The 21,032-nt window shown below is 74.4% G+C and carries 24 protein-coding genes; 15 read left to right on the forward strand and 9 right to left on the reverse strand.

From position 1 onward, the window contains the following. Positions 1-77: 77 nt before the first annotated feature. A complete protein-coding gene (locus tag JOF54_RS02915; RefSeq protein WP_210052840.1) occupies positions 78-728 on the forward strand; it encodes a slipin family protein in 651 nt (216 codons plus the stop codon). Here JOF54_RS02915 and JOF54_RS02920 read toward each other — a convergent pair. Next, on the reverse strand, positions 715-1,254 hold the full coding sequence (locus tag JOF54_RS02920; protein WP_307803770.1) for a GNAT family N-acetyltransferase: 540 nt from the start codon (positions 1,252-1,254) through the stop codon (positions 715-717). The two genes, JOF54_RS02915 and JOF54_RS02920, sit on opposite strands and share 14 nt — an antisense overlap. Beyond that, entirely contained in the window at positions 1,251-2,222 is a 972-nt protein-coding gene (locus tag JOF54_RS02925; protein WP_210052841.1) for a zinc-binding dehydrogenase, read from the reverse strand. The genes JOF54_RS02920 and JOF54_RS02925 overlap by 4 nt, the downstream gene beginning before the upstream one ends. An 86-nt stretch (positions 2,223-2,308) precedes the next feature. On the opposite strand from JOF54_RS02925, the gene galK reads away from it, so the two are divergent. The 4 genes from galK to JOF54_RS02945 all read left to right on the forward strand — a co-directional run bounded on the left by galK (position 2,309) and on the right by JOF54_RS02945 (position 6,371). Continuing rightward, entirely contained in the window at positions 2,309-3,457 is a 1,149-nt protein-coding gene (gene galK, locus JOF54_RS02930; protein WP_210052844.1) for a galactokinase, read from the forward strand. A gap of 198 nt (positions 3,458-3,655) precedes the next feature. Continuing rightward, a complete protein-coding gene (locus JOF54_RS02935; protein ID WP_210052847.1) occupies positions 3,656-4,546 on the forward strand; it encodes an ABC transporter substrate-binding protein in 891 nt (296 codons plus the stop codon). Beyond that, complete coding sequence (locus JOF54_RS02940; RefSeq protein WP_307803773.1) at positions 4,543-5,517, forward strand: amino acid ABC transporter permease; 975 nt, start codon at positions 4,543-4,545, stop codon at positions 5,515-5,517. The genes JOF54_RS02935 and JOF54_RS02940 overlap by 4 nt, the downstream gene beginning before the upstream one ends. A 35-nt stretch (positions 5,518-5,552) precedes the next feature. After that, a complete protein-coding gene (locus JOF54_RS02945) occupies positions 5,553-6,371 on the forward strand; it encodes an amino acid ABC transporter ATP-binding protein (RefSeq protein ID WP_210059305.1) in 819 nt (272 codons plus the stop codon). 109 nt (positions 6,372-6,480) lie between these two features. On the opposite strand, the gene JOF54_RS02950 is transcribed toward JOF54_RS02945, so the two are convergent. Further along, entirely contained in the window at positions 6,481-6,882 is a 402-nt protein-coding gene (locus JOF54_RS02950) for a hypothetical protein (RefSeq protein WP_210052849.1), read from the reverse strand. A 247-nt stretch (positions 6,883-7,129) separates the two neighbouring features. On the opposite strand from JOF54_RS02950, the gene JOF54_RS02955 reads away from it, so the two are divergent. Then, on the forward strand, positions 7,130-7,381 hold the full coding sequence (locus JOF54_RS02955; protein WP_091413122.1) for a WhiB family transcriptional regulator: 252 nt from the start codon (positions 7,130-7,132) through the stop codon (positions 7,379-7,381). Between the two features lie 89 nt (positions 7,382-7,470). Here JOF54_RS02955 and JOF54_RS02960 read toward each other — a convergent pair whose 3' ends face one another. Continuing rightward, the gene (locus JOF54_RS02960) at positions 7,471-8,931 is read right to left on the reverse strand and encodes a sensor histidine kinase (RefSeq protein ID WP_210052851.1); all 1,461 of its coding nucleotides are present in this window, start codon (positions 8,929-8,931) and stop codon (positions 7,471-7,473) included. A 136-nt stretch (positions 8,932-9,067) separates the two neighbouring features. On the opposite strand from JOF54_RS02960, the gene JOF54_RS02965 reads away from it, so the two are divergent. The 3 genes from JOF54_RS02965 (at position 9,068) to JOF54_RS22115 (ending at position 11,187) form a co-directional block, all read left to right on the forward strand. Next, a complete protein-coding gene (locus JOF54_RS02965) occupies positions 9,068-9,358 on the forward strand; it encodes a DUF3311 domain-containing protein (RefSeq protein WP_245357943.1) in 291 nt (96 codons plus the stop codon). Next, positions 9,355-10,989 (forward strand): monocarboxylate uptake permease MctP, encoded by a 1,635-nt coding sequence (gene mctP / locus JOF54_RS02970; RefSeq protein ID WP_307803777.1) that lies wholly within the window; start codon positions 9,355-9,357, stop codon positions 10,987-10,989. Before JOF54_RS02965 ends, mctP begins: the two co-directional genes overlap by 4 nt. Before the next feature lie 123 nt (positions 10,990-11,112). Continuing rightward, positions 11,113-11,187 (forward strand): 50S ribosomal protein bL37, encoded by a 75-nt coding sequence (locus JOF54_RS22115; RefSeq protein ID WP_369797015.1) that lies wholly within the window; start codon positions 11,113-11,115, stop codon positions 11,185-11,187. Positions 11,188-11,290: 103 nt separating this feature from the next. On the opposite strand, the gene rsrA is transcribed toward JOF54_RS22115, so the two are convergent. From rsrA to JOF54_RS02990, 4 genes are all read right to left on the reverse strand, one after another. Beyond that, positions 11,291-11,569: a mycothiol system anti-sigma-R factor gene (gene rsrA, locus JOF54_RS02975; protein ID WP_307803778.1), complete on the reverse strand. Its 279-nt coding sequence runs from the start codon at positions 11,567-11,569 to the stop codon at positions 11,291-11,293. Then, positions 11,566-12,207, reverse strand: coding sequence for a sigma-70 family RNA polymerase sigma factor (locus JOF54_RS02980; RefSeq protein ID WP_210052852.1), 642 nt, complete (start codon positions 12,205-12,207; stop codon positions 11,566-11,568). Before JOF54_RS02980 ends, rsrA begins: the two co-directional genes overlap by 4 nt. A gap of 116 nt (positions 12,208-12,323) precedes the next feature. Next, positions 12,324-12,908: an alpha/beta hydrolase family protein gene (locus JOF54_RS02985; RefSeq protein WP_210052854.1), complete on the reverse strand. Its 585-nt coding sequence runs from the start codon at positions 12,906-12,908 to the stop codon at positions 12,324-12,326. A gap of 77 nt (positions 12,909-12,985) precedes the next feature. Beyond that, positions 12,986-13,780: an SOS response-associated peptidase gene (locus JOF54_RS02990; RefSeq protein WP_210052856.1), complete on the reverse strand. Its 795-nt coding sequence runs from the start codon at positions 13,778-13,780 to the stop codon at positions 12,986-12,988. A 65-nt stretch (positions 13,781-13,845) separates the two neighbouring features. Here JOF54_RS02990 and JOF54_RS02995 point away from each other — a divergent pair, with 65 nt between their 5' ends. The 6 genes from JOF54_RS02995 (at position 13,846) to JOF54_RS03020 (ending at position 19,785) form a co-directional block, all read left to right on the forward strand. Further along, positions 13,846-14,769, forward strand: coding sequence for a DoxX family protein (locus JOF54_RS02995; RefSeq protein WP_210052858.1), 924 nt, complete (start codon positions 13,846-13,848; stop codon positions 14,767-14,769). Positions 14,770-14,837: 68 nt separating this feature from the next. Further along, the gene (aroA, locus tag JOF54_RS03000) at positions 14,838-16,175 is read left to right on the forward strand and encodes a 3-phosphoshikimate 1-carboxyvinyltransferase (RefSeq protein ID WP_210052860.1); all 1,338 of its coding nucleotides are present in this window, start codon (positions 14,838-14,840) and stop codon (positions 16,173-16,175) included. A 16-nt stretch (positions 16,176-16,191) separates the two neighbouring features. Beyond that, positions 16,192-17,187 (forward strand): ribosome small subunit-dependent GTPase A, encoded by a 996-nt coding sequence (gene rsgA / locus JOF54_RS03005; RefSeq protein ID WP_210052861.1) that lies wholly within the window; start codon positions 16,192-16,194, stop codon positions 17,185-17,187. Positions 17,188-17,197: 10 nt separating this feature from the next. Further along, positions 17,198-18,064 (forward strand): inositol monophosphatase family protein, encoded by an 867-nt coding sequence (locus tag JOF54_RS03010; RefSeq protein ID WP_210052863.1) that lies wholly within the window; start codon positions 17,198-17,200, stop codon positions 18,062-18,064. A 25-nt stretch (positions 18,065-18,089) separates the two neighbouring features. Continuing rightward, the gene (locus JOF54_RS03015) at positions 18,090-18,665 is read left to right on the forward strand and encodes a nucleotidyltransferase family protein (RefSeq protein ID WP_245358739.1); all 576 of its coding nucleotides are present in this window, start codon (positions 18,090-18,092) and stop codon (positions 18,663-18,665) included. Continuing rightward, complete coding sequence (locus JOF54_RS03020; RefSeq protein WP_210052865.1) at positions 18,658-19,785, forward strand: XdhC family protein; 1,128 nt, start codon at positions 18,658-18,660, stop codon at positions 19,783-19,785. The genes JOF54_RS03015 and JOF54_RS03020 overlap by 8 nt, the downstream gene beginning before the upstream one ends. A gap of 18 nt (positions 19,786-19,803) precedes the next feature. On the opposite strand, the gene serA is transcribed toward JOF54_RS03020, so the two are convergent. Beyond that, on the reverse strand, positions 19,804-21,000 hold the full coding sequence (serA, locus tag JOF54_RS03025; protein ID WP_210052867.1) for a phosphoglycerate dehydrogenase: 1,197 nt from the start codon (positions 20,998-21,000) through the stop codon (positions 19,804-19,806). Positions 21,001-21,032 lie beyond the last annotated feature (32 nt).

A 21,032-nucleotide genomic window follows, 5' to 3' on the forward strand; every position in this document is an offset into this window, starting at 1 on the left:
CCGGTCCCGCGGTCCGGTGCGTCCCGTCCGGCCTCGCTGCCGGCGGCACCTCCGGCACCCTCCCAGGAGCTCCGACCATGGCCCTGCGCCACCTCACCGTGCACGCCCACGAGCAGGCCGTCGTCCACGTCGACGGCCGGCTGGTCGCCGTCCTCGACCCCGGTCGCTACCCGGCCCGGCGCCGTCAGGTGGTCACCCGGGTGGACGTCCGCGACCAGGTGAGCACGGTCGCACCGCAGGAGCTGCTGACCGCCGACGGCGTCAGCGTCAAGGTGAGCGCCGCGCTCACCTGGCGGGTGGCCGACGCGGCCCGCCACCTCCAGGTCGCGCAGGACCCGGTGGCCGAGGTCTACCTCGCCGTGCAGCTGGTGCTGCGCGAGCAGCTGGCCGCGCTCGAGGTCGCGGACCTGCTGCGGGCCGGCCGGGCCGACGTCGCCGCGGCCCTGACCGAGCGCGCCCGGGCCGTCGGCGAGCCGCTGGGGATCGCGGTGCGGGCGGCCGTCGTCAAGGACGTCGTGCTCCCGGCCGACCTGCGGGCGGCCTACGCCGAGCTGGTCGCCACCCGGCAGCGGGGGCTGGCCCGGCTGGAGGCGGCCCGGTCCGAGACCGCCGCGCTGCGCTCGCTGGCCAACGGCGCCCGGCTGCTGGAGGACCACCCGGCCCTCGCCCGGCTGCGCGTGGTCGAGTCCGCCCCGCCCGGCAGCCAGGTGGTCATCACCCTGCCGTAGCCGGCGGCCCGGCCCGCCGCACCAGCCGGACCTCGGCGCCGCCGAAGAACGGCTCGACCTTCGCGGCGCCGTCCGGCTGGAAGCCGTGCCGGGCGTAGAAGCCGCGGGCCCGGGCGTTGTCGCGGAACACCCACAGCGAGCAGGGGTCGTCGCCCACCACCGTCTGCAGCAGGCGGTGGCCGAGGCCGGTGCCCCACCGGGCCCGGCGGACGTAGAGGGCGTAGAGCTCCCGCGGGAGGTCGACGTCCTCGTCGCGCTGCGGGCCCGCCGAGGCGAAGCCCACCACCTGCTCGTCCGCGGCGTCGCCGGCCCCCTCGCCCGCGACCACGGCGACGACCGTCCCGTGCGGCCCGGCGAGGACCCGGCGCCAGCGCTCGACCCGCTCGTCGACGCGGGTCAGCGCCGCGCGGAACCCGGGGCCGTCCACCAGGCCGGTGTAGGCCTCGTCCCAGCAGGCGAGGTGGCAGCGGCCGAGCGCCCCGGCGTCGTCGGGCCGGGCGGGCCGGACCACCGCCGCCCCGCTCACGGCTCGAAGACCACCTTGCCGAACAGCTCGCCCGCGACCATGGCCGCGTAGCCCTCGGCGGCGTCGGCCAGCGGCAGGGTGCGGTCGACGACGGGCCGCAGCCCCGTCGTGACCAGCAGCCGCAGCAGCGCCTCCAGCTCGTCGCGGGTGCCCATCGTCGACCCGACGACCCGCAGCGGCTTGAAGAAGATCTTGGTCAGCTCAGCCCGGCCGGGCTCGGCCCCCGACGTGGTGCCGCTGATCACCAGCGTGCCGCCCGGGCGGAGCGCGTTCACCGAGTGCGACCAGGTGGCCGCGCCGACCGTCTCCATCACCGCGTCGACCCGCTCGGGCAGCCGCTCCCCCGCCGCGAAGGCCCGGTGCGCGCCCAGCGCGACGGCCCGGGCGCCGCGGGCCTCGTCGCGGGAGGTGACCCAGACCCGGAAGCCGGCCTGGCGGCCGAGGGCGGTGAGCGCGGTGGCCACCCCGCCGCCGGCGCCCTGGACCAGCACCGTGTCGCCGGGCCGCAGCCCCGACTGGGTGAAGAGCATCCGGTAGGCCGTCAGCCAGGCCGTGGGCAGGCAGGCCGCCTCGACGAAGCCCAGCTCGGCGGGCTTGTCGACGAGGTTGGCGGCCGGCACCCGGACGACCTCGGCGTGGGTGCCCGGGTGGCGCTCGGAGAGCAGCGAGCGGCGGGGGTCGTGGGTGGTGTCGACGCCGGTGAAGCCGGGGTCGTTGACGACGGCGTGCACGACGACCTCCCGGCCGTCGGCGGTGACCCCGGCCGCGTCGCAGCCCAGCACCATCGGCAGCCGCTCCGCCGGCAGGCCCACGCCGCGCAGCGACCAGACGTCGTGGTGGTTGAGGGCGGTGGCGCGGACCCGCACCTCGACCCAGTCCTCCGGCACGGGGGGCGGCTCGACCTCCCCGACGCGCAGGGCGCGGAGGGGGTGGTCGGGGTCGGCCGTGACGGCGTGGGCGGCGAGCACAGGGGCAGCCTAGGGCCGCCCGCGGCCGTGGACCGGCCCCGCCGTGCTGCGGGTCGGGGCCGCGGTCGCGCCGCTAGAGTGCCCCGGTGACCTCCGCCGACGCCGACGCCGTGACGCAGGACTTCGCCGACCGCCACGGGCGCCCGCCCGCCGGGGTCTGGGTGGCCCCGGGCCGGGTGAACCTGATCGGGGAGCACACCGACTACAACGACGGCTTCGTCATGCCGTTCGCGCTGGCCCAGGCCGTCACCGTCGCGGCGGCGCCGCGCGACGACGACCGGTGGAGCGTCACCTCGCTGAGCACCGGGGAGACCCGCGAGTTCGGCCGCGCCGACCTGGTGCCCGGGATGAGCGGCTGGCAGGCCTACGTCGCCGGCGTCGTCTGGGCTCTCGCCGAGGCCGGGCACGCCGTCGGCGGGGCCGACCTCGTGCTCACCTCCGACGTGCCGATCGGCGCGGGCCTGTCCTCCTCCGCGGCCCTGGAGTGCGCCGTGCTGGCCGCCTTCGCCGACCTCGACGGCCTGGCCGTCGAGCCGCTGGAGCGGGCCGTGCTGGCCCGGCGCTGCGAGAACGCCTTCGTCGGGGCCCCGACCGGCCTCATGGACCAGGCGGCGTCGACGCTCTGCACCGCCGACCACGCGCTCTTCTTCGACTGCCGCACCCTCGAGGCCGTCCAGGTCGCGCTGGACCTCGGGGACGCGGGCCTGGAGCTGCTGGTCCTCGACACGAACACCCCGCACACCCACGTCGACGGCGAGTACGCCGACCGCCGCGCCACCTGCGAGGAGGCCGCCGCCCTGCTCGGGGTGCCGGCGCTGCGCGACGTCACCGACCTCGACGCGGCCCTGGCGGCCCTGCCCGACCCGGTCATGCAGCGGCGCGTGCGGCACGTCGTCACCGAGAACGCCCGGGTGCGCGCGGCCGCGGAGGTGCTGCGGACGGGCCGGGTGGCCGAGCTGGCCCCCCTGCTCGACGCCTCGCACACCTCGATGCGCGACGACTTCGAGATCACGGTCCCCACCGTCGACCTCGCCGTGGAGACGGCGCGGGCGGCCGGCGCCACCGGGGCCCGGATGACCGGCGGCGGGTTCGGCGGCTGCATCATCGCGCTGGTGCCGACGGGGCGCGCCGACGCCGTGGCCGCCGCGGTCGCCGAAGCCTTCGCCACGGCGGGGCACGCGGCGCCGGAGCACTTCGTCGGCGTGCCGTCGCAGGGGGCGCACCGCGCGGTCTGAGACCGCCGCGTTTCGATCAGGTTTCTCGGCTGCGCACGGCCGCGCCACGGGCGCAGGCCGTGCGAGGATCGTCCGAGGTGGGCACCCAGCGCCCACCTCGCCGGCGACCGCCCGAGGTCGGTGCGCCGCGTCGATCGCCCGTGCGCGTCAGCGCCGCACCCCGGGCACCTTCTGGTCGGGGTCAGAGGAGGAGTACCTGTGAACGTACGTGCAAAGCTCGGCCTGGCCACCGCCTGCGTCGCGGCCCTGGCGCTGAGCGCCTGCGGCTCGGACTCGCTGAGCGGCGAGCCCGCCGGCGAGAGCGCGCCCTCGGTGTCGGTGAGCTCCGACGCCGACCTCGCCTCGCAGCTGCCGCAGGAGATCCGGGACGCCGGGGTGATCAAGGTCGGCACGGACGCCAGCTACGCGCCCAACGAGTTCCTGGCCGGCGACGGCAAGACGGTGCAGGGCATGGACGTCGACGTGTTCAACGCGGTCGCCGCGAAGCTGGGGGTGCGAGCGGAGTTCCAGCCCGCCGACTTCTCCTCGATCATCACCGGCGTCCAGGGCGGCAAGTACGACGTCGGCGTCTCGTCCTTCACGATCAACGACGAGCGCAAGCAGCAGGTCAACATGGTCAGCTACTTCTCGGCCGGCACCCAGTGGGCGACCGCCGCCGGCAACCCGGAGAGCATCGACGCCGACAACGCCTGCGGCAAGACGATCGCCGTCCAGACCGGCACCGTCCAGGAGACTGACGACCTGCCCGCGCGGCAGGAGCAGTGCGGCGACGACAAGATCGAGGTCCTGCAGTTCAAGGGCCAGGACCAGGCCACCAGCGCCGTCGTCACCGGCAAGGCCGACGCCATGCTGGCCGACTCCCCCGTCGTCGCCTACGCGGTGAAGCAGTCGGCCGGGAAGCTGGAGACCCTCGGCGACATCTACGAGGCCGCCCCCTACGGCTACGTGGTGCCGAAGGAGGAGACCGGGTTCGCCGACGCCCTCGCCGCCGCGCTCGAGGCCGTCCAGGCCGACGGCAGCTACGAGGCGGCCCTCACCAAGTGGGGCGTCGAGCAGGGCGCCGTCACGGACTTCGCCGTCAACCCGTGACCACCACCGCCCCGGCGGCACCGCCGGTGGCCGAGGACCGGCCGGGTCTCATCGAGGCCCGGCCGGTCCGGCACCCGTGGCGCTGGGTCGCGATCGCGGTGCTCGCCGTGCTGGCGGCCATGCTGGTCAACCTGCTGGTCGGCAACGAGGCCTTCAACTGGCCGTTCGTCTTCCAGGCCATGAACCAGAGCCCGGTGCTGGAGGGCTTCTGGAAGGGCACCATCCTCGTCACCGTGCTGGCCATGGTCTTCGGCGTGGCGCTCGGGGTGCTGCTGGCCGTCATGCGGCTCTCGGACAACCCGGTCCTGCGCGGGGTCTCCTGGGTCTACACGTGGTTCTTCCGCGCGATCCCGCGCTACGTCCTGCTGACGATCATGGGCGCGCTGGGCATCCTCTTCCAGCAGGGCATCGCGATCGGCGTGCCGTTCGACTGGGTGATCATCGACTGGCTGGGCCTGTCGGGTGACTGGCGGATCGCCACCTTCGATGCCAACGCGATCTTCGTCGGCCTGGCCGGCGGGGTGATCGGGTTGGCCGCGTCCGAGGCCGCGTACATGGCCGAGATCGCCCGCGCCGGGATCCTCAGCGTGGACAAGGGCCAGATGGAGGCCGCGCAGGCCCTCGGCATGAGCCGCGGCCGGGCGATGCGCCGGGTGGTGCTCCCCCAGGCCATGCGGGTGATCGTGCCGCCGACGGGGAACGAGACGATCGCCATGCTCAAGGACACCTCGCTGCTGCTGGCCATCCCCGTCGGCACGGAGCTGTTCTTCCAGCTGCAGGCGATCGGCAGCCGCACCTACCAGACCTTCCCGGTGCTGGTGGCGGCCACGCTGTTCTACCTCATCGCCTCGAGCGTGCTGATGGTCGGCCAGGCCTACCTGGAGCGGCGCTTCGGCCGCGGCTTCGGCACCACCGTCAGCTCCGACGCCGAGAAGGCGGCCAAGGGCCTGCAGGCGGGGTCGGCCAAGTGAGCGCCGCGCGCGCGGACGGCGCCCCCGTCGAGCACCTGGTCCGGGCGGTCAACGTCACCAAGTCCTTCGGCGGCAACGAGGTGCTCAAGGGCATCGACCTGACCGTCGACCCGGGCGAGGTCGTCTGCCTGCTGGGGCCCAGCGGCTCGGGCAAGACGACGTTCCTCCGGCTGATCAACCAGATGGAGTCCCTCACCGGCGGCCGCATCTGGGTGGGCGGTGAGCTGGTCGGCGTCGAGGAGCGGGGCGGGCGGCTGCACACCCGGACCGACAAGGACATCGCCCGCCAGCGGTCCCGGATCGGCATGGTCTTCCAGCGCTTCAACCTGTTCCCGCACATGACCGCGGTCGAGAACGTCATGGAGGCCCCGGTCCAGGTCAAGCGGCTGCCGAAGGCCGCTGTGCGCCAGGAGGCGGAGCGGCTGCTCGACATGGTGGGCCTGGCCGACCGGTCGGGCTACTACCCCAGCCAGCTCTCCGGGGGCCAGCAGCAGCGGGTGGCGATCGCCCGGGCCCTGGCCATGCAGCCCGAGCTGATGCTGTTCGACGAGCCCACCTCGGCGCTGGACCCCGAGCTGGTCGGCGAGGTGCTCGGCGTCATGCGCCGGCTGGCCGAGGAGGGCACGACGATGATCGTGGTCACCCACGAGATGAGCTTCGCCCGCGGCGTCGCCGACCGGGTCGTGTTCATGGACCAGGGCGTCGTCGTCGAGGAGGGCCCGCCCGACGCGGTGCTGCTGCACCCGCAGGAGGAGCGGACCCGCACCTTCCTGCAGCGGGTCAAGGCCGAGGCCCAGGCCGAGGCCGAGCGGGACGCCGAGCTCGCGGCGACGCTGGAGGAGCCGGCCGGCTGAGCCCGTCGACCACCGCGGCCTGAGCCCGTCGACCACCGCTGCCTGAGCCTGTCCAAGGCCCTTCGACAGGCTCAGGGCGCGGAAGTCGGCTCAGGGCGCGGGGTCGAGCTCAGGGCGCGCGGTCGACCGGCGGGTCCTCCGCCAGGAAGTCGCGGGTGGAGGACGGGGCCAGCAGGCCGACCAGCACGGCCAGGGCGAGCAGGCCCATGACCAGGCCCACCCAGGTGGTGGGCGGCTGGCGGAAGCTGTAGCCCAGCAGCAGCAGGATCAGCTGGGTGACGACGGCGAGGCCGCGGCTCCAGCGCCGGGCCCGGAGCACCCCCCGGGCGACGACGACGAGCAGCAGGCCGTAGCCGAGCATGATGAGGGTGACGCCGATCCCGAGCACGACGCGGACCGGGGAGATCGCGGCCGCCTCCAGCACCGCGAAGACGACGGCGGCGAGGGCCTCCAGCCCGAGGCCGGCGGTGGCGAGGAGGAGGAACCGGTTGCGGCCGGGGGGCGTCGTCACCGCTCCAGCCTACGGCGGTGCCCGCGGCGGCCGACCTCTCGCGGAGCCCGCAGCACGACGGTCGGAACGTGATCCGGCTGTAACCCGGACGAAATGTGAGGCACCCGACGCGCGAAACCCTTGTGCGCGACCGGGATACTTGAAAAGGTTGCATCCGAAGCCGAGTTCATCAGTGTAGAGGACGGGGCTCCGGACCTTCCCGGGCGGCACCACCAGCCCGAGTCACCGAGTAAGGAGCGAGTAAGCCATGGATTGGCGCCACAAGGCTGCCTGTCTGGACGAGGACCCCGAGCTGTTCTTCCCGATTGGGAACACCGGACCGGCCCTCCTCCAGATCGACGAGGCCAAGCAAGTCTGCCGGCGGTGCGACGTGCGCGACGCGTGCCTGCAGTGGGCGCTGGAAGCAGGTCAGGACCACGGGGTCTGGGGCGGTCTCAGCGAGGACGAGCGCAGGGCGCTGAAGCGCCGTGCCGCCCGGGCCCGCATCCGCACCGCGTAGCACCGGGCCGGCCGCGCTCAGCGGACGACCGAGGACGTCGGGAGACATCTCCCGGCGTCCTTTTTCGTGCTCGGAGCCCAGGGCTGCTCTCAGACCGTGATCTCGAAGACCGCCCGGGTGCCGGGCCGGCCCTCAGGCTGGGGGCCGATCGCGAACGTCCCCTCCATCTCCGCGACCAGGGTGTTGACGATGGACAGCCCCAGGCTCCGCGACTGCCGCCAGTCGAAGTCCGCGGGCAGGCCCCGGCCGTCGTCGCTGATCTCGACCCGCAGCCGGCCCTCGTGGCGGCTGGGCAGCACCAGCACCTCCCCCGACCCGTCGGCCAGCCCGTGCTCCACGGCGTTCTGGCAGAGCTCGGTCACCACCATCGACAGCCCCGTCGCCATGTCGGCGGAGACGACGCCGAAGGTGCCCCGCCGCACTGCGGTCACCCCGGCCGAGGTCGAGGAGACGTCGGCGACCATCGTCAGCAGGCCGTCGGCCACCTTGTCGAACTCGACGGCCTCGTCGAACGCCTGGGACAGCGTCTCGTGCACGATGGCGATGGCGGCGACCCGTGACATGGCGTCGGTGAGCGCGATCTTCGCCTCCGGCGACTCCATCCGGCGGGCCTGCATCCGCAGCAGCGCCGCCACCGTCTGCAGGTTGTTCTTCACGCGGTGGTGGATCTCCCGGATCGTCGCGTCCTTGGTGACGAGCTGGCGCTCCTTGCTGCGCAGGTCGCTGACGTCGCGGCAGAGCACGATGGCGCCCACCCGCTCGCGGCCGTCGAGCAGCGGCAGCACCCGGATCATCAGGTGCGCGTCACCCGAGACCAGCTCGGTCCGGCGCGCCGTCCGGCCGCCCAGCACCGAGGTGAGCGAGTCGTCGACGGGCCCGCGGCCGGTGGGCACCAGCGACGCCGTCAGGCTGGGCAGGTGCTCGTCGACGAGGTCGCCGATCTGCCCCAGCCGGCGGTAGGCGCTCAGCGCGTTCGGGCTGGCGTACTCGACCTCCCCGCCGGCGTCGAGCCGGATGAAGCCGTCGCCGACGCGGGGGCTGAAGGCCAGGTTCGAGGAGTCGGCCGGCATCGGGAAGGCGCCGACGGTCACCATCCGGGCGAGGATCTCCCCGGTGCCGGTGTAGGCGGACTCGAGCGAGCTGGGCGCCCGCACCCCGAGCTGGCTGGTGTGCTGCTCGACGACGGCGATCACCCGCTCGGCCAGCTTCACCGGGATGGCGTGGGTGTCGACGGGCATGCCGGCCTGCAGCTTGGCGGCGCTGGTGCGGGTGATCTGCCCGCTGCCGAAGGCCTCGGAGACCAGGTGCTCCGGGGAGTAGGCGATGAGGTCGCCGACGACGTCGTCCAGCAGCGCCGTCGGGCCGGTGTTGGGCCGGATCTGGGCGGCGGCCCAGAAGACGTTCTCGTCGCGGTCGGGCACCCAGAGCACCAGGTCGGAGAAGGAGAGGTCGGCCAGCAGCTGCCACTCCGACACCAGCACCTTGAGCCAGCGCTGGTCGGCGTCGGAGAGGTCGGTGTGCTCGGCGACGATCTCCGACATGGACGGCATGCGGGCCACCCTAGTAGCGCGTGGGGAGGCCCCCCGACCAGGCCCGCCACGCCGGAACGGGGCTCCGGCACCGCCTCCGGCCCGGGCAGTAGCGTGCACTCGGGCCACGGGGTCGTGGCCGCCTGAGGAGGCAACGATGGACGAGATGGCAGCACGACGGGTGGAACCCGGGGGGACGGACCCGCGCTGGCGGCTCACCCCCACCAAGATCGCCGTGGCCGGCCTGCTGCTGGTCGGCATCGTCGTGCCCCTGCTGGTCGGCACCTACGACCGGGTCGAGCCCCGGCTGCTCGGCTTCCCCTTCTTCTACTGGTACCAGCTGCTGTGGGTGTTCCTCGCTGCTGGCCTGTGCTACCTGAGCTTCTGGCTGCTGAAGCGCGAGCGCCGCGCGCACGAGCGCCGCACCGGGGCGGGTGAGCACCGGTGAACGTCGACGGGGTGGCCCTGGCCGTCGTCATCGCGCTCTTCGGGCTCGTGACGGTCATGGGCTTCATGGCGGCGCGCTGGCGCCGGCCGGCGAACCTGGAGTCGCTGCACGAGTGGGGGCTGGGCGGGAAGAGCTTCGGCACCATCACCACCTGGTTCCTGCTGGGTGGCGACCTCTACACCGCCTACACCTTCATCGCGGTGCCGGCGGCGATGTGGGCGACCGGTGCGGTCTCGGGCTTCTTCGCCGTGCCGTACACGATCGTGCTGTACCCGGTGATCTTCTTCTTCCTGGGCCGGATGTGGTCGGTGGCCCACCGGCACGGCTACATCACCACGGCCGACATCGTGCAGGGCCGCTACGGCACCCGCAGCCTGAGCCTGGCCGTCGCGGTCACCGGCATCCTGGCCACGATGCCCTACATCGCCCTGCAGCTGGTCGGCATCCAGGCGATCCTCGAGGTGCTGGGCGTCGGCGGGGAGAGCCTGCTGGCCCGCGACCTGCCGCTGCTCATCGCGTTCGCCGTGCTGGCGGCCTACACCTACTCCTCGGGCCTGCGGGCGCCGGCCATGATCGCGGTGGTCAAGGACCTGCTGATCTACATCGTGATCTTCGTGGCGATCATCCACCTGCCCGGCCTGTTCGGCGGCTGGAGCAGCATCTTCGACGCGGCCCAGACCAAGATGGCGGCGCCGTCGGCGGCCAACCCGGCCGTGCCCACCGGCGTCTTCATCCCCGGACCCACCCAGCACTGGGCCTACGCCTCGCTGGCCCTGGGCTCGGCGCTGGCGCTGTTCATGTACCCGCACTCGGTCACCGCGGCGCTCAGCTCCAAGGACCGCAGCACCGGCCGCCGCAACGCCGCGATCCTGCCGGCGTACTCGCTGCTGCTCGGCCTGCTGGCCCTGCTGGGCTACGTGGCGATCAAGGCCGGGACCAAGCCGGTCGGGCTCGACGGCAAGGTCAACCCGCAGCTCGTCATCCCCCAGCTGTTCGAGGACCACTTCCCCAGCTGGTTCACCGGTGTGGCCTTCGGCGCCATCGCCGTGGGCGCGCTGGTGCCGGCGGCGATCATGTCGATCGCGGCCGCGAACCTGTTCACCCGCAACATCTACAAGGCCTACCTCAAGCCCGACGCCGACGACGCCCGCGAGGCCAAGGTCTCCAAGATCGTCTCGCTGGTCACCAAGGTGGGCGCGCTGATGTTCGTCCTGCTGCTGGACAAGCAGAACGCGCTGAACTTCCAGCTGCTGGGCGGGGTCTGGATCCTGCAGACGCTGCCCTCGATCGTCTTCGGCCTCTTCACCCGGTGGTTCCACCGCTGGGCGCTGCTGGCCGGCTGGGCGGTCGGGATGCTCTACGGCACCGTCACCGCCTACGGGTTCTGCACCGCCTGCACGACGCGGCCGTTCGGCAACTCCCTCGCCGTGGTGCCCGGCCTGGGCGACGCGGGCTACATCGGCCTCACCGCGCTGGCGCTCAACGTCGTCGTGACGGTCGCCCTCAGCGCCCTGCTGAACGCGGCCCGGGTGGGCAACGGCACCGACATCACCAGCCAGTCCGACTACTTCGCCGACGTCGGCGACCCGGGCGTCCGGCCGGTGCTGGCCCAGGGCGAGCCGCTGCGCTGACACCGGGTCCCGCCCGGTGCCGTGCGCGGACCGGGCGGGCGCCGGTGTGGCAGAATGGCTGGCCGTGCCCCGGTGCCACCACCGGCCGGGGCGCTGACCGACTGCACAGGTGAGGAGGCACGGATGGGTAAGACTGGCCGCAAGCGCCGCGCCCGCAGGAAGAAGGGCGCGAACCACGGCAAGCGCCCCAACGCCTGAGGCGACGCGCCGACGAGCATGCGTCTGACGACGACGAGACCCCCGCGGTACCACCGCGGGGGTCTTGTCGTCTCGTCGTGCTGCGCCGCAGGCGCTCGGTGACTCAGGCCTGCTGCGCGTGCGCGGTGGCCTGCGCCGCCGCCAGCTGCCCGAGCACCTTGGTGCGCAGCGCGCTGGGGGCCTTGTCGCCCCCGCAGCAGCGGTTCACCAGGCTGCGGACCGCCTGCTCGACGTCGAACTGGTCCAGGCACGGCTCGCACGCGGCGAGGTGGGCCCGGATCTCGTCGCTGCTGGCGGTGTCCAGCTCGTGGTCCAGGAACTCGTGCACACGGGCGAGCATGTGCTCGCAGTCGGTGCTCGGCGGCTTCTGCAGGTCGCTCACTTCGTCCCCCCCTGTCGGACCATCCCGCGGTCCCGTGCGTAGTCGGCGAGCAGCGCCCGGAGCTGGGTGCGGCCGCGGTTGAGCCGTGACATCACGGTGCCGATGGGCGTGCCCATGATCCCCGCGATCTCCTTGTAGGAGAACCCCTCGACGTCGGCCAGGAACACCGCGAGCCGGAAGTCCGGGGCGAGCTGCTGCAGCGCCTCCTTGACGTCGGAGTCGGGCAGGTTCTCCAGGGCCACCGTCTCGGCGGACTTGAGGCCGCTGGAGGTGTGGGACTCCGCCCGCGCCAGCTGCCAGTCCTCCACGCTCTCGCCGTCGGAGAGCTGCGGCTCGCGCTGCTTCTTCCGGTAGGAGTTGATGTAGGTGTTGGTGAGGATCCGGTACAGCCACGCCTTGAGGTTGGTGCCCGGCGTGAACTGGTGGAACGAGGCGTAGGCCTTCGCGAAGGTCTCCTGCACCACGTCCTCGGCGTCGGCCGGGTTGCGCGTCATCCGCATCGCGGCGGCGTACAGCTGGTCGAGGTACTGCAGCGCCTCCGCCTCGAAGCGGGCGGTGCGCTCGGCCTCGGTCTCGGTCTCGCGCGGGTCGGCCGGGGCGGCGGTCGCGCTGGCGGTGGAACTCGTCGGGATGCTCATCACGTACGAGAGTACCGGCGAGGTCCCGCGCAGCGTCGGCTGCTCGGCAGCACGCGGCATGGTCATCGGCATGTCGGGTACAACGCCGGCGCCGCGGCCCTATTCCCGGGTGCGTCTCAGCCGGCGGCCGGCATCCCGAGCAGCGCCGCGACCTCGGCCACGAGCCGCTCCCGCAGCTCGGCCGGGCCGAACGCCGCCCGGGCCGGGACCCGGTAGCCGTGGTCAGCACCCGGCAGCTCGACGACCCGCACCCCCGGGTCGCCCGCGGCGGCCCGCCGCACGTCGTCCGGACCGCCGAAGGTGTCCCGGGTGCCCTGCAGGACCAGCCGCGGCACCGCCGGGGCCAGCAGCTCGGCGGCGCGGGACCGCTCGGGCCGGCCCGGCGGGTGCAGCGGGAACGCGAGGCAGACCACGGCCGCCGCCCCGGTGGCCGCGGCCGTCCGGCAGGCGACGCGGGCGCCGGCGCTGCGGCCGCCGGCGGCGAGCGGCAGTCCTGGGGGCAGGGCGGCACGGAGCACGGGCACCGCCTCGAGCCAGGCCTCGTCCAGCCGGGGCGGCGCCACCGCCACCTTCCGGCCGGCGGTCCGCCAGGGCTGCTCGAAGCGGGCGACGACGATCCCCAGCGCGGGCAGCCGGCGGGCCAGCACGGCGAGGTCGGGAGCGTCCGGCCCGCCACCGGCGCCGTGGCCCAGCAGCAGCACCGCGCCCGGGTCGTCGGCCTCGTCGAGCAGCCACCGGGCCGGGCCCTGGGTGGTGGTGACGGCCAGCGCGCGGGTGCTCAGAGCAGCCGGTCCTGCTGCGGCGGGTCGGCCGGCCCGGCGTCGTCGACGGGCGGCTCGGCCGCCTCGTCCAGGGGTGCCAGCAGCGACGGGTCGTTGTTCTGCACCTTGTTCACCGCAGTGCTGACGGCGTAGGCCTCCAGCTCGGCGGCGCCGGTGACGCTGAGCAGCGCCAGGGCCTGCTCGGGGTCGGTCAGAGCGGGGTCCAGCCAGCCGTCGACGGCGTCGGCGGGGACGACGAGCGGCATCCGGTCGTGGATGTGCCCGGCCGCGTCGGTCGCCTGCGTGGTGATGACCGAGCAGGTCCGCAGCCAGGCGGAGTCGTCGTCGCGGTCCTTCGTCGGGTCGCGCCAGATCTCGTAGATCCCGGCCATCACCAGCAGCCCGCCGTCGGCGCGGTGCAGGAAGAAGGGCTGCTTGGCCGGCTTGCGGCCGCCGGCAGGGGTCTCCGGCACGTACCACTCGTAGAAGCCGGCCGCCGGCAGCAGGCAGCGGCGGGCGCGGAAGGCCTTGGCGAAGGCCGGCTTCTCGGCCACCGTCTCGAGCCGCGCGTTGATCATCCGGGCGCCGATCGCCCGGTCCTTGGCCCACGAGGGCACCAGTCCCCAGACCAGCGGGGCCAGCCGGCGGCGGACGTCCCCGCTCCCCTTGTCCACCCGCTCGAAGACCGCGGGCACGGGCACGGTGGGCGCCACGTTGTAGTCGGGCCCGGGCAGCCCGTCGAGGATGTCGTCCACGTCGAACTCCTCCGCCAGCTGGGCCGGGCTCGCCGTGGACGCGTAGCGACCGCACATGCCGGGCACGTTACCCGCGGGAGGGCGGGCTTGGCTCGGCCCGGGCGGCACGGTAGGAATAGGCCATGACGTTGCTGCGCGCCACCGCCCGTACCCTGCTCGCCTCCTACTTCGTCGCGAGCGGCTTCAAGTCCGTCCGGCACCCCGAGCTGCTGGTCGACGCCGCCGAGCCGGTCACCGACAAGCTGGTGCCGTTCGTGAAGCGCTACGCCCCCGCCTCGGTGGCGGGCTACGTGCCCGAGGACGCGCAGACGCTGGTCCGGATCAACGGCGCCCTGCAGCTCATCGGCGGCCTCGCGCTGGCCACCGGCAAGGGTCGCCGCCTCGGCGCCGTCGTCCTCGCCGCCTCGCTGATCCCCAGCACGGTGGCCAAGCACCCCTTCTGGAGCCGGACCGACGCCGTCGAGAAGGCCGAGGACCGCTCGCACTTCCTCAAGAACGTCAGCCTGCTCGGCGGCGTGCTGCTGGCCGCCCGTGACACCGAGGGCAAGCCGGGCCTGGTCTACCTCGCGGCCAAGGGCGGGGAGCACCTCGCCCGCGACACGCGCCGGACGACCAAGCGCCTCGGCCGCCGCACCGGGCTCACCACCAGCGCGCTGAGCAAGAACGTCAGCAGCCTCTCCGACGCGGCCGGCGACCTGGCCGAGAACGTCGGCAAGAGCTCGAGCCAGCTCGCCGACGGCGCGCTCGCCGGCGGTGCTGCGCTGGTCGGGGCGGCCGTGGCCTCCACCCGCAAGGCGCGCAAGCAGGCGTCCAAGCAGCTCAAGAAGACCCAGGCGGTGGCCGCGAAGCAGCTGGCCGAGGCCCGCGAGGTCGCCGCGAAGCAGGCCGCCATCGCCAAGAAGGAGGGCGCCAAGCGTGCCGAGGAGGTCCGCAAGCAGCAGCAGAAGCGGTCCGCCGAGGCCGTGAAGCAGGGGCGCAAGACCGCGAAGAAGCTGGCCAAGAAGGCCGGCAAGGTCAAGAAGAACATCCAGCTCGGCGAGAACTGAGCCGGGGCGGGTCTCGCCGCGGGGCTGACCGCCCCCGGCGGGCCGGTCCGGGACCGTAGGATCGCCCCGTGCCGAGCACCCCGCCCCCGCAGCCCTGGGCCGCCCCCGAGGCGCCCGCACCGATCAGCGCGACGGTCACCGTGCCCGGCTCGAAGTCGGAGACGAACCGCGCGCTGGTCCTGGCCGCCCTGGCCGACAAGCCGTCGGTGATCACCAACGGCCTCGACGCCCGCGACACCGTGCTGATGCGCGAGGCCCTGCGCGCGCTGGGCGTCGTCATCGTCGAGAACGGCAGCCAGTGGCTGGTCACCCCGCCCGCGGCGTTCACCGGCGGGGTCACCGTCCAGTGCGGCCTGGCCGGCACCGTCATGCGCTTCGTGCCCGCCCTGGCCGCGCTGGCCGCGGGCGACGTCCGGTTCGAGGGAGACGAGCAGGCGGCCGCCCGGCCGATGGCCCCGCTGCTCGACGCGCTGACCGCACTGGGCGCGGAGAGCCGGACCGACGGCGGGCCGGGCCTCCCCTTCACCGTCTCGGGCCGCCCGGGGCTCCGCGGTGGCGCCGTCACGGTGGACGCCTCGACCTCCAGCCAGTACGTCTCGGCCCTGCTGCTCGTCGGCGCCCGGCTGGCCGACGGCCTCGACCTGCGCCACGTCGGCGGCCCGGTGCCGTCGCTGCCCCACATCGCGATGACCGTGGCCATGCTGCGGGAGCGGGGCGTCGAGGTCGACGACTCCGAGCCCGGGCGCTGGCGGGTCTCCCCCGGCGTGCTGGAGGCCCACGACGTCGTCGTCGAGCCCGACCTGTCCAACGCCGCGCCGTTCCTGGCCGCCGCCGCGGTCACCGGCGGCATGGTGACCGTGCGGCACTGGCCGGCCAGCACCCTGCAGCCCGGCGACCAGATCCGGGGCATCCTCCAGGCCTTCGGCGCCGAGGTGACGTGGTTCGAGGGCGACCTCACCGTCCGCGGCCACCACTTCCTGCACGGCGTCGACCTCGACCTGCGCGCGGCCAGCGAGCTGACCCCCGTCGTCGCCGCCGTCGCCGCCCTGGCCGAGGGCAGCAGCCGGATCTCCGGCGTCGGGCACATCCGCGGTCACGAGACCGACCGGCTCGCCGCTCTGGAGGCCGAGCTGTCGGCGCTGGGCTGCGGCGTCAGCAGCGACGACGACGGGCTGACCGTGCACCCGAAGCTGCTGGGCAGCGCCGTCTTCCGCACCTACGCCGACCACCGGATGGCGCACGCCGCCGCCGTCCTGGGCCTGGTCGTGGCCGGCGTCGTCGTCGACGACGTCGGCTGCACCAGCAAGACGATGCCCGACTTCGTCGGGCTGTGGGACGCGATGGTCGCCGACACCGAGGCCGGGATCGAGACGGTCGGCCCGCTCGACCCCGAGGTGCCGGCGTGAGCGGGGCGGTGGTCGCGTGACCTCCCGCCAGTTCCGCACCGACGAGAACGCGGCCTTCGAGCGGCCGCGCCGGCGCACCCGGCCGCGCACCAAGGACCGCCCCGACTACTCCGCGGCGACCGTCGGACGGGTGGTCACCGTCGACCGGGGTCGCTTCACCGTCCTGCTGGAGGACCGCGAAATCACCGCCACCAAGGCCCGCCAGCTGGGCCGCACCGGCGTCATCGTCGGCGACGAGGTCCGGGTGGTGGGCGACACCTCCGGGGAGGAGGGGACGCTGGGCCGGATCGTCGAGGTCGAGGAGCGCACGACGGTGCTGCGCCGGACCGCCGACGACGACGACCCCTACGAGCGGCCCATCGTCGCCAACGCCGACCAGCTCGTCATCGTCACCGCGCTGGCCGACCCGCCGCCCCGCACCGGGATGATCGACCGGATCCTGGTGGCCGGCTACGACGCCGGGCTGGACCCGCTGCTCTGCCTCACCAAGGCCGACCTCGCCGGCCCCGAGGAGCTGCTCGCCCTCTACGGGCCGCTGGGCGTGCCCGTCCAGACGGTGCAGCCGGGGGCCGACCTCACCGACCTGCGGGCCGTGCTGGCCGGGCGCACCAGCGTCTTCGTCGGCCACTCCGGCGTCGGCAAGTCCACGCTGGTCAACGCCCTCATCCCCGACGCCCACCGCGGCACCGGCGCGGTGAACCTGGTGACCGGCCGGGGCCGGCACACCTCGAGCTCGGCGATCGCGCTGCGGCTGCCCCCGGTCGGCGACGTCGAGAACGGCGGCTGGGTCATCGACACCCCCGGCGTGCGCTCCTTCGGGCTGAGCCACGTCACCCGCGAGAGCATCGTCGCCGCGTTCCCCGACCTGGACGCGCTCACCCAGGACTGCCCGCGCGGCTGCACCCACGAGACGGGGGCCCCGGAGTGCGGGCTGGACGCCGCGGTGGCCCGCGGGGACCTCGCCCCGGCCCGCCTGGAGTCGTTCCGGCGGATGATCGACGCGGGCCAGTAGGTTGGCGGCCATGCCTCCCGACAGCCCGCTGCACCGCAACCTGACCGACGACCTGCGGCTGGCCCACCTGCTCGCCGACGACGCCGACTCGATCACCATGAGCCGGTTCAAGGCCCTCGACCTGCGGGTGACCGAGAAGCCCGACCTCTCCCCCGTCACCGACGCCGACACCGCCGTCGAGGAGGCCATCCGGCGGACGCTGGGCAAGGCCCGGCCGCGCGACGCCGTGCACGGCGAGGAGATGGCCGACACCGGCTGGGGGCCGCGGCGCTGGGTCGTCGACCCCATCGACGGCACCAAGAACTACGTCCGCGGCGTGCCGGTCTGGGCGACGCTGATCTCGCTGCTGGTCAACGACGAGGTCGTCGTCGGGGTGGTCAGCGCGCCGGCGCTCGGCCGCCGCTGGTGGGCCTCGCTGGGCGGCGGCGCGTACGCGGGCAAGTCGCTGATGAACCCCACGGCGTGCCGGGTCTCGGAGGTGGGCCGCGTCGAGGACGCCTCGCTGAGCTACGCCGAGCTGGGCGAGTGGGTCGCCACCGGCCAGGGCCAGGGCTTCGTCGACCTGCTGCGCAGCTGCTGGCGGACCCGCGCCTACGGCGACTTCTGGTCCTACATGCTGCTGGCCGAGGGCGCGGTGGACATCGCCTGCGAGCCCGAGCTGGAGCTGCACGACATGGCCGCCTGCTCCCTCGTCGTCACCGAGGCCGGCGGCCGGTTCACCGACGTCGACGGCCGGCCCGGGCCGCACGGCGCGGGCGCCTACGCCACCAACGGCCTGCTGCACGACGCCGTGCTGGGGCACCTGCGCCCGGACGCCCTCGACGACGAGGACGCGACGGACGACGAGGAGGACGGGGACGGCCGCGCGGCCGGCTGAGCCCACGACCGGCGTCGTCGGGCTGCTGCTCGCCGCCGGGGCGGGCCGGCGCGCCGGCGGCCCCAAAGCGCTCCGCCGCGACGCCGACGGCACCGCCTGGCTGACCCGCGCGGTGCGGGTCCTGGTCGACGGCGGCTGCGACCCGGTCCTGGTGGTCCTGGGCTGCGGGGCCGCGGAGGCTTCCGCCCTGCTGGCCGCCGACCCCGTCACCGGGGCCGACGTCCGCACCCTGACCCACCCCGGCTGGGCCGACGGCCTGGCCGGGTCGCTGCGGCACGGCCTCGACGCCGCCGCCCGGCTGCGGCCGGCCGCCGTCGTGGTGCACCTCGTCGACCTGCCCGACGTCGGGCCCGCGGTGGTCCGCCGCCTGCTCGCGGCCGCCCCGCCGGCCCCCGACGTGCTGGCCCGCGCCGGCTACGACGGCCGCCCGGGGCACCCCGTGCTGGTCGGCCCGGTGCACCTGGCCCCGCTGGCCGCCGGCCTGGCCGGCGACACCGGCGGCCAGGCCTACCTGGCCGCGCACGACGCCACCGTCGTCGGCTGCGGGGACCTGGCCGCGGGTCACGACGTCGACGTCCCGGCCGGGAGCGCCCGTGCGTGACGTGCTGCCCGCCCTGCTCGGCTGGTGGCAGCAGGGGCGGACGGCGGCGCTGGCCACCGTCGTCGGCACCTGGGAGTCCGCGCCACGACCGGCGGGCGCGGCGATGGTCGTGGGCCCCGACGGCAGCGTCGTCGGCTCGCTGTCGGGCGGCTGCGTCGAGGCCGACGTCTGCGCGCTGGCCGAGGAGGTGCTCGCCGACGGCGTCCCGGTGCTGCGCCGGTACGGGGTCAGCGACGGCGACGCGCTGGCCGTCGGGCTGCCCTGCGGCGGCACGGTGGAGGTGCACGTCGCCGCGGTCTCCCCGGCCACCTTCCCCGCGCTGCCCGCGGTCGCCGCGCTGGTGGCCGCCGGGGAGCCGGTGGCCGTGGCCGTGGTGGTCGCGGCCGACGACGTGGACCGCCGGGGACGGCACCTCGTGCTGCGGCCCGACGGGCCCGCCGTCGGCGGCGGCCTCGGCTCGGACCGGCTGGACGCGGCGGTCACCGACGACGCGCGCGGGCTGCTGGCCGCGGGCCGGGACGAGCTGCTCACCTACGGCCCCGACGGCGAGCGCCGCGGCGAGGGGCTGCAGGTCTTCGTCACCGCGCTGGCGCCCCGGCCGCGGATGCTGGTGTTCGGCGCCAGCGAGTTCGCGGTGGCGCTGGCGCGGATGGGCGCCTTCCTCGGCCACCACGTCACCGTCTGCGACGCCCGGGGACGGTTCGCCACGCCAGCCCGGTTCCCCGAGGCCGACGCCGTGGTGGTCGACTGGCCGCACCGCTACCTGGCCGCTGAGGCCGCCGCGGGCCGGCTGGACGGGCGGACCGCCGTCTGCGTCCTCACCCACGACCCGAAGTTCGACGTGCCGCTGCTCGCCGCCGCGCTGCGGCTGCCGCTGGGCTACGTCGGGGTGATGGGCTCGCGGCGCACCCACGCCGACCGGCTGGAGCGGCTGCGCGCGGAGGGGCTGACCGAGGACCAGTTGGCCCGGATGGCGAGCCCCCTGGGCCTCGACCTCGGCGCCCGGACCCCGGAGGAGACCGCGGTCTCCATCGCCGCCGAGCTGGTCAGCCGGCGCTGGGGCGGGGCCGGCCGGCCGCTGAGCGAGGTCAGCGGCCGGATCCACCACGGACCCCGCTGAGCGGGGCCCGCCGCGGGCTCAGTCGATGACGCGCAGCCGCACCGTCTCGGGCAGGGCGCGCAGCTTGTCGAGCAGCTCGTCGCTGAACGGGCCGCCGATGTCGGTCACCACGTAGCCGAGCTGGCCGCGGGTGGACAGCGTCTGGCCCTCGATGTTGACGCCGAAGTCCGCCAGCACCCCGTTGACCGTGGCCAGCACGCCCGGGACGTTGTGGTGGACGTGCAGGACGCGGTAGCGCTCGGGGGTGTCGGTGGCCTGCACGTGCGGCAGGTTGACCGACATCGTCGTCGTGCCGGCCAGCGCGTAGTCGGCGAGCTTGCCGGCGACGTAGGCGCCGATGTCCTGCTGCGCCTCCTCGGTGGAGCCCCCGACGTGGGGGGTGAGGATGACGTTGGGCAGGCCCTGCAGCGAGGAGACGAAGGGGTCGCCCGCGGTCTTGGGCTCCTCGGCGAAGACGTCGAGCGCGGCCCCGGCGATGTGCCCGCTGACCAGGTGCTCGCGCAGCGCCTCGTGGTCGACGACGATGCCGCGGCACAGGTTGAGGAACAGGCTGCGCGGCCGCATCTTCGCGAACTGCTCGGCGCCGAACAGCCCGGCGTTGCCGGCCCGGCCGTCGACGTGCAGGGTGACGGTCTCGGCCTCGGCCAGCAGCTCGTCGAGGGAGCCGCAGCGGCGGGCGTTGCCCAGGGCCAGCTTGTCGGCGACGTCGTAGAACAGCACCCGCATGCCGAGGGACTCCGCGACGACGGAGAGCTGGCTGCCGATGTTGCCGTAGCCGACGATGCCCAGCGTCCGGCCGCGGACCTCGTGCGCGCCCTTGGCGGACTTGTCCCAGACGCCGGCGTGCATCTTGGCGTTCTTGTCCGTGAGGTGCCGGGCCATGGCGATGATCTCGGCGATGACGAGCTCGACGACGCTGCGGGTGTTGGAGAACGGCGCGTTGAACACGACGGTGCCCTGGTCGGCGGCGGCCTCCAGGTCGATCTGGTTGGTGCCGATGCAGAAGGCGCCGATGCCCAGCAGGTCCGGGTTGGCGTCCAGCACCGCCTTGGTCACCGTGGTCTTCGAGCGGATGCCCAGCAGCTGCACGTCGCGGACGGCCTCGACCAGCTCGGCCTCGTCGAGGGCCCCCTTCGCCGTGGTCACCTCGATCCCGCGCTGGCTCAGGACCCGGACCGCGTCGGGGTGGATGTTCTCGAGCAGGAGAGCCTTCATGGTTCCTCGTCAGCTGGCTGGTGCACGCAGGG

The organism is Microlunatus capsulatus, from assembly GCF_017876495.1.
Lineage (GTDB): Bacteria > Actinomycetota > Actinomycetes > Propionibacteriales > Propionibacteriaceae > Microlunatus > Microlunatus capsulatus.